The organism is Parapontixanthobacter aurantiacus, assembly GCF_009827635.1.
Classification (GTDB): domain Bacteria; phylum Pseudomonadota; class Alphaproteobacteria; order Sphingomonadales; family Sphingomonadaceae; genus Parapontixanthobacter; species Parapontixanthobacter aurantiacus.
Window position 1 is genome coordinate 685,931 of record NZ_WTYW01000001.1, and the last position, 13,928, is coordinate 699,858.

At 62.2% G+C, this 13,928-nt stretch carries 10 protein-coding genes; 6 read left to right on the forward strand and 4 right to left on the reverse strand.

Translation table 11 applies throughout. The annotated features are described in order from the left end of the window. Nucleotides 1-2: 2 nt before the first annotated feature. Both GRI38_RS03350 and GRI38_RS03355 read right to left on the reverse strand, forming a co-directional pair. The gene (locus GRI38_RS03350) at nucleotides 3-443 is read right to left on the reverse strand and encodes a DUF2147 domain-containing protein (RefSeq protein ID WP_160681501.1); all 441 of its coding nucleotides are present in this window, start codon (nucleotides 441-443) and stop codon (nucleotides 3-5) included. A gap of 106 nt (nucleotides 444-549) precedes the next feature. Continuing rightward, nucleotides 550-2,058 (reverse strand): tryptophan halogenase family protein, encoded by a 1,509-nt coding sequence (locus tag GRI38_RS03355; protein ID WP_160681502.1) that lies wholly within the window; start codon nucleotides 2,056-2,058, stop codon nucleotides 550-552. 179 nt (nucleotides 2,059-2,237) lie between these two features. On the opposite strand from GRI38_RS03355, the gene GRI38_RS03360 reads away from it, so the two are divergent. From GRI38_RS03360 to GRI38_RS03385, 6 genes are all read left to right on the forward strand, one after another. Continuing rightward, nucleotides 2,238-5,660, forward strand: coding sequence for a TonB-dependent receptor (locus tag GRI38_RS03360; RefSeq protein ID WP_160681503.1), 3,423 nt, complete (start codon nucleotides 2,238-2,240; stop codon nucleotides 5,658-5,660). A 155-nt stretch (nucleotides 5,661-5,815) separates the two neighbouring features. Beyond that, on the forward strand, nucleotides 5,816-6,874 hold the full coding sequence (locus GRI38_RS03365; protein WP_160681504.1) for a LacI family DNA-binding transcriptional regulator: 1,059 nt from the start codon (nucleotides 5,816-5,818) through the stop codon (nucleotides 6,872-6,874). Further along, nucleotides 6,864-8,063: an MFS transporter gene (locus tag GRI38_RS03370; RefSeq protein WP_337191230.1), complete on the forward strand. Its 1,200-nt coding sequence runs from the start codon at nucleotides 6,864-6,866 to the stop codon at nucleotides 8,061-8,063. Before GRI38_RS03365 ends, GRI38_RS03370 begins: the two co-directional genes overlap by 11 nt. 82 nt (nucleotides 8,064-8,145) lie before the next feature. Continuing rightward, a complete protein-coding gene (locus GRI38_RS03375) occupies nucleotides 8,146-10,515 on the forward strand; it encodes a glycoside hydrolase family 3 protein (protein WP_160681505.1) in 2,370 nt (789 codons plus the stop codon). A 108-nt stretch (nucleotides 10,516-10,623) separates the two neighbouring features. Further along, nucleotides 10,624-11,916 (forward strand): sugar MFS transporter, encoded by a 1,293-nt coding sequence (locus GRI38_RS03380; RefSeq protein ID WP_160681506.1) that lies wholly within the window; start codon nucleotides 10,624-10,626, stop codon nucleotides 11,914-11,916. Nucleotides 11,917-11,962: 46 nt separating this feature from the next. Next, nucleotides 11,963-12,859: a glycoside hydrolase family 16 protein gene (locus tag GRI38_RS03385; RefSeq protein WP_160681507.1), complete on the forward strand. Its 897-nt coding sequence runs from the start codon at nucleotides 11,963-11,965 to the stop codon at nucleotides 12,857-12,859. Nucleotides 12,860-12,875: 16 nt separating this feature from the next. Here the strand turns inward: GRI38_RS03385 and GRI38_RS03390 are convergent, their stop codons facing one another. Further along, the gene (locus GRI38_RS03390) at nucleotides 12,876-13,391 is read right to left on the reverse strand and encodes a DUF6692 family protein (protein ID WP_237487330.1); all 516 of its coding nucleotides are present in this window, start codon (nucleotides 13,389-13,391) and stop codon (nucleotides 12,876-12,878) included. Then, nucleotides 13,388-13,900: a DUF305 domain-containing protein gene (locus tag GRI38_RS03395; RefSeq protein ID WP_160682443.1), complete on the reverse strand. Its 513-nt coding sequence runs from the start codon at nucleotides 13,898-13,900 to the stop codon at nucleotides 13,388-13,390. The genes GRI38_RS03390 and GRI38_RS03395 overlap by 4 nt, the downstream gene beginning before the upstream one ends. Nucleotides 13,901-13,928: the final 28 nt, after the last annotated feature.

Below are 13,928 nucleotides of genomic sequence, written 5' to 3' on the forward strand. Positions count from 1 at the left end.
AGCTAGTTTGCCCGTTTCCAGACCTGCGTCTGGCAGAACGGGCCGAGGCAGCCTTTCACTTCCAGGCGAGAGGCGGAAATACGCCGCAGGACCGAGCGATAATCCTTGCCCGATTTGGGGTCGTAGATCCTGCCCCGCCATTCGGTATCGTCCTCTTCCAGCGAGGTGAGCACCGGCATGCCCAGCAGCTTTCGATTGCGTTTCGTCTTGTCCGGATTGTTCACGTCCCGCTGGTCGACGCCCTGCGGCGGAACGACGAGAAACCTGCTGATGCGACCGCAATAGCTCGACCCGCATTTCTGGATCGTCACGACCGCGTCACCATCCTCGGTCGTCCACTTGCCGGTGATGGGCTGAGCGGCAAAGGCGGGCGAAGCCACAGTGAGAAATGCTCCTGCGACCGCGAGAGCGGCGGCGGTGATCGGGTTCTTGCGATATGCCATGTGCAAGGCATATCGGTTCGCGCGGCTTTGTCCATTCATTCGGTTGCGCACGCGCCGGTTTGGGGGGCAGTCGACCCTCCCACTCGCGCAAACCGAAGCGGAGGGTTCAGTGCTGGCGAGGGGCGGGGCAGTATCGTTCGAGATAGGCCGCATGGCTCGGCATCTGCTGCACGAGCCACTGGATCGACTTCGCCATTTCGTCGATTTCCCCGGCAGAGCGATTGGCGACGCCCTCTGCCATCGGGCTGGTCCCTTCCATCGCGATGCCCTGACCCATCATCACCGCCGCCCAGCTGGTCGTGGTGAACAACTCGTCCTCTTCGCGAAAAACCTGTCCGTTGGCGCGGAAGATTTCGATCTTTTCGGTCAGCGTGTCGGGGACGCTCATTGTGCGGCAGTAATTCCAGAATTCGGAATCGTCGCGCTGCGTCGCCTTGTAATGCAGGATGAGGAAATCCCTGATCCGCTCGTATTCCTTGGTCGTCAGGCGATTGTAGGTATTCGCCTGCGACGCGTGCACTCCGTCGAGGGACAGCATCGCGATGAGCTTGTTCACCCCGGTATTGATGAGGTGGATCGATGTGCTTTCGAGCGGCTCCATGAAGCCGGAGGCGAGGCCCAAAGCAACGACGTTCTTGTTCCAGAACTTCTTTCTTCGTCCCGTGACGAACCGCAGGTGGTTGGGCTCGGCGGTCGGCTTGCCGGCGAGGTTCGTCTCCAGGATGTCCTGCGCCTCGTCGGCTTCCATGAACTGGCTGCAATAGACGTGGCCGTTGCCGTTGCGATGTTGCAGCGGGACCTGCCACTGCCAACCTGCCTTGTGAGCGGTTGCCCGGGTGAAGGGCGGGGGCGGCGAGCCGTCGTCGCGATTGCAGGGCAGGGCGACCGCCCTGTCGCAGGGGAGATAATTGGTCCAGTCCACATAGCCCGTCCCGAGCGCCTGTTCGATCAGCAAACCGCGAAACCCGGTACAGTCGACGAAGAAGTCGCCGTCAATCTGCGTGCCGTCCTTGAGCGAGAGACTGGCGACATAGCCGCTTTCTCCGTCGAGCCGGACGTCCTCGACGATCCCCTCCTTCCGCGTCACGCCGCGCTTCTCGGCGTAGTCGCGCAAATAGCGCGCATAGGCCGTGGCATTGATGTGATAGGCGTAGTTCATCGGCGGCAGGTCGTCCCGGCCGTAATCCTGGCTGCGCGAGAACTTTCCGAAATGCGCCGCCATCGTTTCGAGGTTGAAGAGCTGAAGCGGGCGCTTGTCGCCGCGCTGCCGCAACTGGTGCCAGACCTGGTGAAAGCCGATGCCGCCGAGATCGTAGCCGTAATTGCCGAACGGGTGGATGTAGCTTTCGCCGACTTGCCCCCAGTTGACGAATTGGATGCCGAGCTTGAAAGTCCCGTCGACGCGCGACAGGAATTCGCGTTCGTCGATCTCGAGCGCGCGATTGAACTCCACGAAGGGCGGGATGGTCGCTTCGCCGACCCCGATCGTGCCGATCATTTCCGATTCGACGACGGTGATCTTCAGGTTCCGTCCGTCGCGAATGCGCGACAATGCTGCCGCTGCCATCCATCCGGCGGTTCCGCCGCCAACGATCACGATATGCTCTATTGCCATGTCCCCGTCCCATGCCCGCAATCGCCATGTGTTACCATAGCGCCACGCTTGTTGGGAACGTTCATATAGCGTCTTGTGAACGCTCACAACCCGCGATATGTTGCAGAATTATTGCGGGATTCGTCCTTGCGAAAAAAGCGACGGGCCAACCTGTCGATAACATGGGAGAGGGAGAACACATGTCTCGTAACACGACTGGCGCGCGCGCATTTTCGCGGAAAATCGCCGCTTTCACCACCGCATCCGGTCTTGCCCTGATCGCGGCGCAGCCTGCTTTCGCCCAAGCCGAGGACGAGGACGAGGGCGCTGTCACGAACGAATTCCCGGCCGGCACTCCCGAGGGGCTGGAAGAAGAAAACGTCATCATCGTGACGGGGATCGCCGCCTCGCTCAGCACGGCACAGGATTTCAAGGAACGCGCCGATACCGTCATCGACGTCATCACAGCAGAAGACATCGGCGCGCTGGCCGACCGCTCCGTTGCCGAAGCGTTGCAACGCGTCCCGGGCATCGCCATCGGCCGGTTCGAGAAAACCTCGGACCCGACCCGCTTCTCGGTCGAAGGCACGGGCGTCATCATTCGCGGCCTCCCGGACAATTTCGGCCGCTCCGAACTGAATGGCCGGGACATCTTCTCGGCCAATGGCGGCCGAGCGCTGAGTTTCGAGGACGTGTCGCCCGAGCTGGTCGGCCGCGTCGAAATCTACAAGAACGTCACCGCCGACATGATCGAAGGGCAGATTTCCGGCCTCGTCAATCTCGTCACCCGCAAGCCGCTCGACACGCCCGGCTTCCGTATCGCCGGTTCGGTAGAAGCCAATTACGGCGATCTGCGCGAGGAATGGTCGCCGACCTTCAACATCATCGCATCCGACACTTTCGAGACGGGGGTCGGCACGTTCGGTTTGCAGGCCAGCTATTCGAAGTCGAAGCTGAAAAGCCGTACCGACTCATCGCAGGCAATCGACACCTGTTATCGGCCCGCCGATCTCAGCGCCGGATGCCAGCGCGTTTTCGACCTTAACTCCGGCGGTTTCGGCGACGAGCCGAACTTCACACCGGAACAATTCCCGCCCGAAGGCTCGGTTCTCGTGCCGCAATATGCCGGTGTCCGCTCGACGACGCTCGACCGCGACCGTGAGGCAATTTCGGGCGTAGCGCAGTTCGAAACGCTCGACGGCGGTCTCTTGATGACGCTCGAGTATCTGCGGTCCGAAACGACATTCGCGACCGAGGAATTTGCGCTGATCGGCCGGATTGACGACGGTGTTTCCTCGCCGGACCTGAGGTCCGACAGCGACACTTTGTTCGAGGACGGCAGGCTCGTGCGCGGTATCCTGACGGATAATGTCGGCGACCCTTACGCAACGCCCTTCGGGCTTGGCGGCATTCCGCTCGACAGCCTGCGCTTCCTGCGCGAACTCAAGAGCACGACGCAGGATCTCTCGCTCGACATCGACACGGTCTTCACCGATCGGTTCCGCGGCAATTTCGAGATGCAATATCTCAGTTCCGACCTGACGCGCGATTCCGTCTTCGGCGCGCTCAGCACCTGGGCGGATATCGATCTCGATCTCACCGGCGAAGTGCCCGATGTCCGCTTCATCGCGCCCATCGGAGCGCCGGACGATTATTTCAGTTCCGGATTTTACACCTATTACTGGTTCGGGCTCGACAGCCGCGAACGAAACGATGGCGAACTGTTCAGCCTGCGTGGCGATTTCGAATACGACATCAGTGACGAAGGTTTCTTCAAGAAGGCGCGTTTCGGCGCGCGGTGGGCTGCGCGCGAACGCACGACGCGCAACACCAATTTCAGCACCTGGGGCAACCTTTCGGCACCGTGGACCGGTCGGGGCGGATGTGGTCCTGGCGGCGGCGGACCGGGCTGCCAGCCGGGCGCGGTGGGAACTCTGTCCTATGAGTGGGGCGCGCCGGGCTTTACCCCGGGCCGCTTCTACACCGGATTGCCCGATCAGGAATTCGCCATCGCCGGCGGCGCCTATACGGACGAATTCCCCAACTATTCGCAATTGCGCAATCCCTTCGCGGACAGCTTCCAGCGGGGCGAAACGAGATCTCCGATCGAGAACGGCGCTGCTTATTTCTACGGCGGGGACGACTTTCTGCAGGAATATCTCGACGGTGTAACGGACCAGCAATGGGACGAGATCACGACATTCAGCCAGTCGCCTGAGCGTTTCAATCTCGGCGTCAACGGGCGGACGCGGCCGCTGCTGGACGGGAGGGTCGTCGAATGCGATCCCTTCTGCCCGGCCGAAATCTCGGACGTTACCGAAGAGACCGGCGCGGCCTATGCGCGTGTCGATTATGGCATGGACTTCGACGGCGGCTGGTCGCTCGGCGGCAATATCGGTTTGCGCTATGTGCAGACAACGGTCCAAACCCGCGGTCTGCTGGCGTTTCCCGATCCCGGCCAGTTCGATGACGTCCGGATCGTGGACGGCGTCAACGAGGGCGGCAACGGTGACGGCATCGTGCAACCGGGAGAAATTCTTAATAGCTGTCCAGACGTGCCGGACGGGGCCGAGATCGATCCCGATACGGGTTCGGTGTTTTCACGTGAGGTGCTCTATTGCGAACTGGAAGGCGACCGGTTGGCGCAATATGCTTCGCTATTTACTGGCGATCTCGTGCGAGACGATCGGGACGTCACCTTCGACCACTGGCTGCCGAGCTTCAACATCAGGCTCGACAGCGGCACGGGTATCGTCCTTCGCGGGGCAATTTCGAAGGGCATCGTTCGTCCGGAACTCAACAATTTTGCTCGCAACGGCGTTTTCGGCTTCAGTGGCCGCGTCGACTCCGGACCGCTTCTCTCCGTCAATACCGGCAACAGGGAAGTACGTCCGGTAGAATCGTGGAACTACGATATCTCGGCTGAGTGGTATTTCGCTGATGTCGGTTCGCTGACGGCCGCGTTCTTCGTGAAGGATATTACCGGCCTAATCGACAGCGGGACGGGCCTTCAGACCTATACCGGCGGGAACGGCACGACGGCCGATGTGATCATTACCGGCCCGGCCAATGATTACGACGGTGTGCTGAAAGGCGCCGAACTGGCTTATCAGCATCAGTTCGACTTCCTGCCCGGTCTGTTGAGCGGCTTCGGCGTGCAGGCATCCTACACTTACATCGATGCAGGCGACTTCACCAACCCGACGCTGTCGTCGATCGGGTCGCCGTCCGTCGCCGACGGCTCGGCACCGCTCAATGCCGGCCCGTTCCAGCAGCAATTGCCGCTGCGCGGATTCTCCGAGCATACGGTCAATGCGGTGGCGTTCTACGAATACGGTCCGTTTTCGGCTCGTGCCGCCTATAACTGGCGGAGCGAGTTCCTCGTCACGCCGCGCGACGACCTGTTCCCGTTCTCGCCGACCTTCCAGGAAGCGGGCGGACAACTCGATGCGTCGATCTTCTACACGGTCAACGATTTCCTGAAGCTGGGCGTGCAGGGCGTTAACCTGCTCGATGAAGTGACGCAATTGACGACCGTCGTCGATTACGAGGGCACGCGGGTATTGAGCAACGCCTTCCGCAACGATCGGCGTTATACGTTCATCGCGCGCTTCGCCTTCTAAGGGGGCAGGAGATACGAAACTTGGCGGGTTCCGGCGCAAATCGGGACCCGTTCGCCATCCGGTCTGCGGGCCGGTGCGCGCGGTTTGAAATTGCTGCTTTCGGCTTTTAGGAAAGAGCCATATCGGGCGGGGTCAGTCCAGGGGATTAACGAAGAATGGCACGTCGGCGCCAGTCGGTGACGATCAAGCATGTGGCAGCGGATGCAGGGGTTTCCCTGCAAACCGTCAGCCGCGTCATCAATAACGAGCCGAATGTGCGCCCCGCCATGAAAGAGCGCGTGCAGGCGAGTATCGACCGGCTCGGCTACGTTCCCTCGATCGCGGCGCAGCGCATGAGCGGCTCCCGGTCCTACATTATCATGGCAATCAACGACCGGGATCTGACGATCGCCGACTGGCGGGCGCGGGAAGGGCGCGACTGGGTCGACCAGATGCTGCTCGGCGGCATGCTGACCTGCGCGAAGCACGGCTATCGGATGCTGATCGAGCTCGTCGATACGCATAACGACCATGTCGAGCGCGAATTGGGGGCGGCGATTGCGGCGTTGCAGCCCGACGGCGTCATCCTGACCCCGCCCCATTCGGAGAACTCGCTGATCACACGGCTGCTTGCGAAAAGGGGCATTCCTTTCGCGCGGATCGGGTCTATGCAGGACGGGCCCGGCATCGCGATGTCGATGGGCGACGAGCACAATTCGGCGCTCGCGACGAAGCATCTCATCGAACTGGGTCATGAGCGGATCGGTTTGATCGCCGGTCCGACGGATTTCAGCCTGTCGCAATGGCGCATCGAAGGCTGGCGGCAAGCTTTGGGCGAGGCCGGTCTGCCGCACGAAAATTATCTGGAGCGCGGTGATTTCGGGTTCGAGAGTGGTATTGCAGCGGCCGGCAAGCTGCTCGATCTGGACGAGGCCCCGACGGCGATCATCGCCAGCAGCGATCAGATGGCGCTCGCCACGCTCGAAGTTGCGGGCAAACGCGGCCTAAGCGTCCCACGGGACCTGTCGCTAGTGAGCTTTGACAACTCGCCCATCGTGCGCTTCACGAGGCCGCCGCTGACGGCAGTGGACCAGCCAATCGCCGCGACCATATCGCGCGCGGTGGAACTGCTCATCGAACCGCCCGAAGATAATCCCGGCCACGAACCCGTCATCGTCGAAGGCGAGCTGGTCGTTCGCGGATCGACCGCAACAGCGCCGCGACGTGACGGATAGCAAATCCACGGTTCCGCCGCGCCAGTCGAGGCGGTTCATGTGGCTTTATGCGCTGGCCGTCGCGGGCGGATCGGTGTCCTACGTTCCCTTCCTTACACTGCTTCTTCCCGTTCGTGTTGCCGAGTTCTCGGCCGGTCGCACGATCGATTATCTCGCTTATATTGCCTTTTTCGGCGCTATCGCCGCCAGCCTCGCCAATATCGGTTTCGGCTGGGCCAGCGATCGCACGGGGCGCCGCGAGCCGTGGATCGTCGGCGGCCTCTTGCTTTCCTGCCTGCTTCTCGTTTCGGTAAGGGCTACGGACGGTCCGCTCGAACTCATCGTGACGATCGTGCTTTGGCAGATCGCAATTAACATGATGCTTGGGCCACTTGCCGCCTGGGCCGGCGATGTCATTCCCGACGAACAGAAGGGATTGCTCGGCGGGCTACTAGCTTTCGCGCCGGCGCTGGGGGCAGCCTCCGGCGCGCTTGTGACATTTCCCGGACTGGCGGGACAGGATGACCGGCTCTTGCTCGTGGCCGGGCTGGTTGCCTGCATGGTCCTGCCGGTAATCGTCTTCGGAAAGCCGCGTCCTATGCCGCACCTCGTCGCTCCGAGTGAGGTTTCGGGCAAGCGACCGCGGAGTTTCGGGCGGGGCGCCGTTCGCAAGATGTGGCTCGCGAGGCTGCTCGTGCAGATTACCGAGGCAGCTTTGTTCGCCTACCTCCTCGTTTGGATAATGGGCATCGACGAGGCTTTCACCGACAACGATACGGCGCGCCTGTTCGCCGTCGTGCTCGGTCTTTCGGTCCCGCTCGCGCTTCTGGCTGGGCGATGGTCGGACCGTCACGACCGGCCGATCATCCTGCTCGCAGTGGGAGCGGGCGTAGGCGGTTGCGGTCTTTTGCTGATGGCGCTGTCATCCAGTCTCGCGGGAGCGATCGCCGGTTACATGGTGTTCGGTCTGTCGACCGGCGTGTTCCTCGCCCTGCATTCCAGCCAGACCTTGCGCGTGCTGCCCCGGCCAGAGACTCGCGGGCGCGACCTCGGCCTGTTCAATCTTACCAATACCGTTCCCAGCCTCATCATGCCGTGGATCGCGATTGCGCTCGTGCCGAGTTTCGGCTTTGGCGCGCTCTTTTTCGTTCTGGCTGCATTGGCAGCGATGGCGATGGCGTTGCTCCTGACGATCAGCCGGACCCGATAGCGACTTGATTTCGAGCGCCATGCGTGGCAACCCGTCTAATTGATAACGTTCTCATAAAGAGAACCGGGAGGGACAATTGGCCATGAAAGCGTTTTGGACGGCGACAGCCCTTGCGGTATGTCTTGCCGGCTGCAGCACCGTACCGAACGAGGCGAATACGCTTCCCGCGGTCTCGGGGCAGACGAGCGAGGAAGCGCGCATTGCCGATCTGCTTTCCCGCATGAGCATCGAGCGAAAGGTCGCCCAACTCGTTCAACCGCAGATCAACAGTTTCACCGCTGAGGACATGCGCCGCTATCGGTTCGGAAGCTATCTGAACGGCGGTAATGGCGGCCCATATGGTGACGAATTCGCCGAAGCGTCCGAATGGCTGAAGCTGGCGGACGAAATGTATCTCGCCTCCGTCGAACCGCTTGAAGGAAACGAGCCGGTCATCCCGATGATGTGGGGCACCGACGCGGTTCACGGCCATACGAATGTCATTCGTGCGACCATCTTCCCTCATAATATCGGCTTGGGTGCGACGCGCGATGCGGATCTCGTCCGCCGGATCGGGGAAGCGACCGCGACGGAAATCGCCGTCACGGGCATCGACTGGAATTTTTCGCCGACGGTCGCCGTCGCGAGGGACGATCGCTGGGGCCGGACTTACGAGAGCTATTCCGAAGATCCGGCCATCGTCGCGCCTCTGGGAGCCGCGCTGATCGAAGGACTGCAAGGCCGCCAGGGCGATCCGGACCGGTTGCGCGGCCAGCATGTTATCGCGACGGCGAAGCACTTTTTCGGCGATGGCGGAACGGACCAAGGCGTCGATCAAGGCGAAGTTACCGGCGACATCGAGAGCTTAAAGGCCATTCACGCCGCCCCCTATCCTGCCGCGATCGACGCGGGCGTCGAGGCGGTCATGGCAAGCTTCAACTCGATCAACGGCAGGAAGATGCACGGCAACGAGGCGTTGCTCACCGGCGTACTTCGCGATGAGTTGGGCTTCGACGGACTCGTGGTCGGGGACTGGAACGGGCACGGGCAAGTGGCAGGGTGCACCAATACGGATTGCCCGCAATCGCTTTTGGCGGGGCTCGACATCTACATGGTCCCGGACGAATGGCGCGGCTTGCTGGAGACGACCGTCGCGCAAGTGCGCGATGGAACCATCCCGATGGCGCGCCTCGACGAAGCGGTCGGACGGGTGCTGCGCGTCAAGATGCGGGCTGGCCTGCTCGACGAATTCGTGAGGCCGTCGCAGCGCCCCGTAGCCGGTCGCTACGACTTGCTCGGCTCGGCCGAACATAGGGCGATCGCACGAGAGGCAGTCGCCAAGTCGCAGGTCCTCTTGAAGAACAATGGCGTGCTGCCGCTGAAGGCCGGGGCCACCGTCCTCGTCGCTGGCAGCGCCGCCGACGACATCGCGCAGGCTGCGGGCGGTTGGACCCTGACATGGCAGGGCGGGGGCGATCTCGACAACGAGTACTTTCCCGGCGCCACCTCCATCTGGCAGGGACTGAAGGCTGCGACCGAAGAAAGCGGCGGAACCGCCATGCTTGCGCCCGACGGCGATTACACGACCCGCCCCGATGTCGCGATCGTCGTATTCGGCGAAGAGCCTTACGCGGAATTCGCAGGGGACCGGAAGAATGTCGCATTCTCCGACGAGGAGGGACTGGCGCTCCTGCGGCGGTTCGAAGCCGAAGACATTCCGACCGTGGCGGTGTTCCTGTCGGGCCGTCCGATGTGGGTCAATCGCGAGTTGAACGCGGCCGACGCCTTCGTCGCTGCCTGGTTGCCGGGTAGCGAGGGAGCTGGCATCGCCGACGTCCTGACCGGCACCGAACCTTCCACCGGGCGACTGAGCTTCAGCTGGCCGCGCGGTTGCGATGCGGGGCCGGTGAACGGGCCGGAAAAGGCGCTGTTCCCGGTCGGCTACGGCCTTTCGCTGACCCAGCGGTCCAGCCTGCCGATGCTCGACGAAAGCTGCGACGCCTTGCTCGCGGCGAGCGGCTCCGACTGGTTCGTCAACGGCCGGTTCGAGCAGGGCATAACGGCAGTGGCGGGCGGGGTCGCCTTGCCCGATCTGCGTGGAGCGGGCGGCGGCGTCACGGCACGCGGGATCGACCGGAATGCTCAGGAAGATTCGCGCGAGATCACATTCACGCCCGGCTCGGCCCTGACCATATCGCAGACCGAAGAGGGCGAGGGGGCTTACCGCATCGTCTACCGTGTCAGGCAGCGTCCGCAGCAAACGGTTACTCTGACGACTGGCAGCGCGACGCTTTCCCTGACGCAGCCGCTTTCGGTCGCGGCCGAGAAGGACTGGCGTGAAATGGTCATTACGGAGGAATGTGCGAGCGGGCTCGGCAACGAGCTGACGATTGCCAGCGAGGGTGCGTTCACGCTCGACATCGCCACCATCGAACGGGACAACCTTCCCGAAGGAACCGCGTGCTCTTTCTAGGCTGATCGGGTAATTCTTTTTGCATGCCGGCAAGAGACCGGCAGTCAATCGGCGCGGCGATATCTCGGCTTCGAGGGAATCGTGCCGAGCTTTGGGAGGATAATGACAATGGCACTCGCACCCGATGTGGCAACGAGCACGGATCCGCATCCCGTCGAAGAGGACGCGGGCGGCATTCACGCGCCCGGTCTCAACTATTTCGTCTTCGGTCTGTTCTTCATCTTCGGGGGCATCACGTCGCTCAACGACGTGCTCATTCCCAAGCTGAAGGAGCTTTTTACCCTCAACTATACCCAGGCGATGCTCGTGCAGTTCTGCTTCTTCACCGCCTATCTCGTGATCGGGATACCGGGAGCGAAACTGGTCAAGAGACTGGGCTATATGCGCGGCGCGGTGGCGGGCCTCGTCACCATGATGCTGGGCTGCCTGATGTTCATTCCGGCGAGCCAGACGGCGACGTACTGGATGTTCCTGCTCGCGCTCTTCGTCCTCGCCAGCGGAGTGGTCATTGTGCAGGTCGTCGCCAACCCGCTGATTTCCCTCCTTGGTCCGCAGAGGACGGCGCATAGCCGCCTCACCTTCGCGCAGGCGTTCAACAGTCTCGGCACGACCGTCTTTCCGATCGTGGGCGCGGCGGTCATCCTCGGTAGCCTGGCAGGTTTGAGCGCATCCGAGCTCTCGGGTGCGGAACTGCAAGCCTATCGGCAGGCCGAAAGCGAAGCGATCTGGCAAGGCTATCTCGGCGTCGCCTGCCTCATCGCACTGGTGGCATTGGCGGTCTGGCTGTTTCGCAATCGTTTGCAGGGCGAGAAGCACGAGGCATCTTCGGGGCTGGCCGGGCTTGACCTGCTGAAGCGCAGCCGGTTCGGCTACGGGGCCCTGTGCATCTTCCTCTATGTGGGCGCGGAAGTCTCGATCGGCTCGATCATTATCAACTATCTCGCGCAGGATCGCGTTCTCGGCGAACCCGAAAGCGTAATCGGCTGGATGATCGGCCTTTATTGGGGCGGAGCGATGGTGGGCCGCTTCGTCGGTTCCTATTTCCTGCGCGTCTTTTCGCCGGGGAAGATTCTCGCATTCAACGCGACCGGTTCGATCGTGCTGATCCTCGTCAGCATTTTGACCTCGGGAGAAGTCGCAGCTTACAGCCTGCTCGCGGTCGGCCTCATGAACTCGATCATGTTCCCGACGATCTTCTCGCTCGCCTGCGAGAAGCTCGGCTCGCGAGCGGCGGACGGTTCGGGCATCATCAATGTCGCGATCTTCGGCGGAGCGGTCGTTCCGCTCCTCTATGGCGTCCTCGCTGATGCCAGCAGCAGCCTGGCGGTCGCGATGATCCTGCCGATCGCCTGCTACGCAATCATTGCCGGTTTCGGTCTGTTCGCGCGGCGTCCGGCATGACCGGGGCAAGCGAGCACCTTCGTTCTGTATGGCTTATCGGGAGAGGATGATGAACGTTTACAAGGCACTGCTGACTGCGACGGCGTGCGTGATTTTCGCACCCGCCTGCGCCCAGAACACAGCGCCCCAGTCGGTGGCTGCGGCCCCGTCGGAAGAACTGATCTTCGCCGACGATTTCGATGGCGGCTCGCTCGACCGGAGCAAGTGGAATGTCGTCGGCCCGACCTTTTGGGTGAACGAAGAGGAGCAGGCCTATATTGACGCGCCTCGCACCATCGCATTCGCCGCCGCGGGTAGCGTCGATGGCGCGGCAGACGGCGTCTTGCGCCTGCAACCGCGCTTCGAAGAGGGATTCGAGACCCCGACCGGGCGCAAGGCCGACTTCGTCTCCGGGCGAATCACGACCGAGGAAAAGTTCGATTTCACCTATGGTCGCGCCGTCGCCCGCATCCGGATGCCCGACGCGACCGGCGTGTGGCCGGCCTTCTGGCTGCTCGGCAACGGGCAATGGCCGGACACCGGCGAAATCGACATCATGGAATATGTCGGGGAAGCCGACTGGACGGGCGTCGCTCTCCACGGTCCGGGCTATTCGGGCGAGACGCCCCTCGTGAACAAGTACTTCTTCGAGCCCGGTACCGACGTCACCGACTGGCACGAATACGAAGTCGACTGGAACGCCGAGCGCATCCTGTTCAAAGTCGATGGTCGGCTGACCTACCGGGTGACGCGGCCCATGGTCGAGAATTACGGCGAATGGCGCTTCGATACGCCCAAGCACATCATCCTGAACTTCGCGGTCGGCGGCGTTTATCCGTTCAAGACCAACGGTATCTCCGAACCCTACAAGGGTCTGCCCGCTGCCACGGTCGAGCGGATCAAGGCGGGCGAACTCGCGATGGAAGTCGACTGGGTGCGCGTCTATCGCTCGGACGAACGATAGACGCAGCCGCAGTTATTCAGGCGCTCGCCGTTCCGTAGCATTGCGCAAAGCCGCGATAGCCGAGCTCGTCCTTCGCATCGGGCGGCACCATGATCATTTCCTGCATTTGCAGTCCGGCATTGCCGGTCTCGTCGATCAGCCGCGTCACGATCAGCAGCCCGCCCGCCATGTAGCGGTTCTCGCCGCTGGCACGGAGCGGAACGAGCTTGCCGTTGAGCTTGATGAAGGCGTCGCCACCTGCCTCGTACACGAAGGCGGGAAAAGACATTTCGGTCAGGCGGAAGACGCAGCGGTCTGCCGTTCCGCCGATGGCACGAATATCGGCATCGGACATCGTCTCCGGCTTTACGATTTCGACGGCTACATTTGCCAAGGCCTCTTCGACGCCGACGATCGGAGCCGCTTGTGGAGCAGGGTACATCCCGGCTTCCCGGTCGTTGCCGAGCGCGGTGTTCTGGTTGCAACCGGCCAGCAGGACTGAACCGGCGAGGGCGAGGGCGAGGGGGAGGGCGCGAGTCATCGTTCGGGTCATTGGGCCGCTCCCTGCTGCGTCGTCTCGACTTCGGGCAGGTCGACTGGGACGGCAAGGCTTTCGGGGAGCCGCTCTTCCGTGCGGACGCCATTTTCCTCGATGTCCGCGATGAGATACTTCATCTGCGCAATCTCGCGACGCTGGGCGAGGATGATGTCATGCGCCAGCTTACGGACGCGCGGGTCCTTGATGCTGGCCCGCTCGCTCGTCATGATCGCGATCGAGTGGTGCGGGATCATCGCCGCCATGTATTCCTCGTCATCGACGGTGGTCTGGCTGCGCACAAGCCAGAGGGCGAGCGCGAACATGACGACTCCGACACCGATGATGATGAAGTTCTTCGTGCGGTCCTTGTACATCCCCCACATGAAAAGCAGCATGACGATCATCATCATCGCGCCCATCACGAACATCATCCAGAAGCGCGTCTCGCTCCAAAAGATCTGGTCCGCGTCATAGGTGTTGGTGTACATGAGGAAGAACATGATGACGGTCGAGGTCGCGACCATCGCCATGAAGCGCCAGTAATTGCCGCCG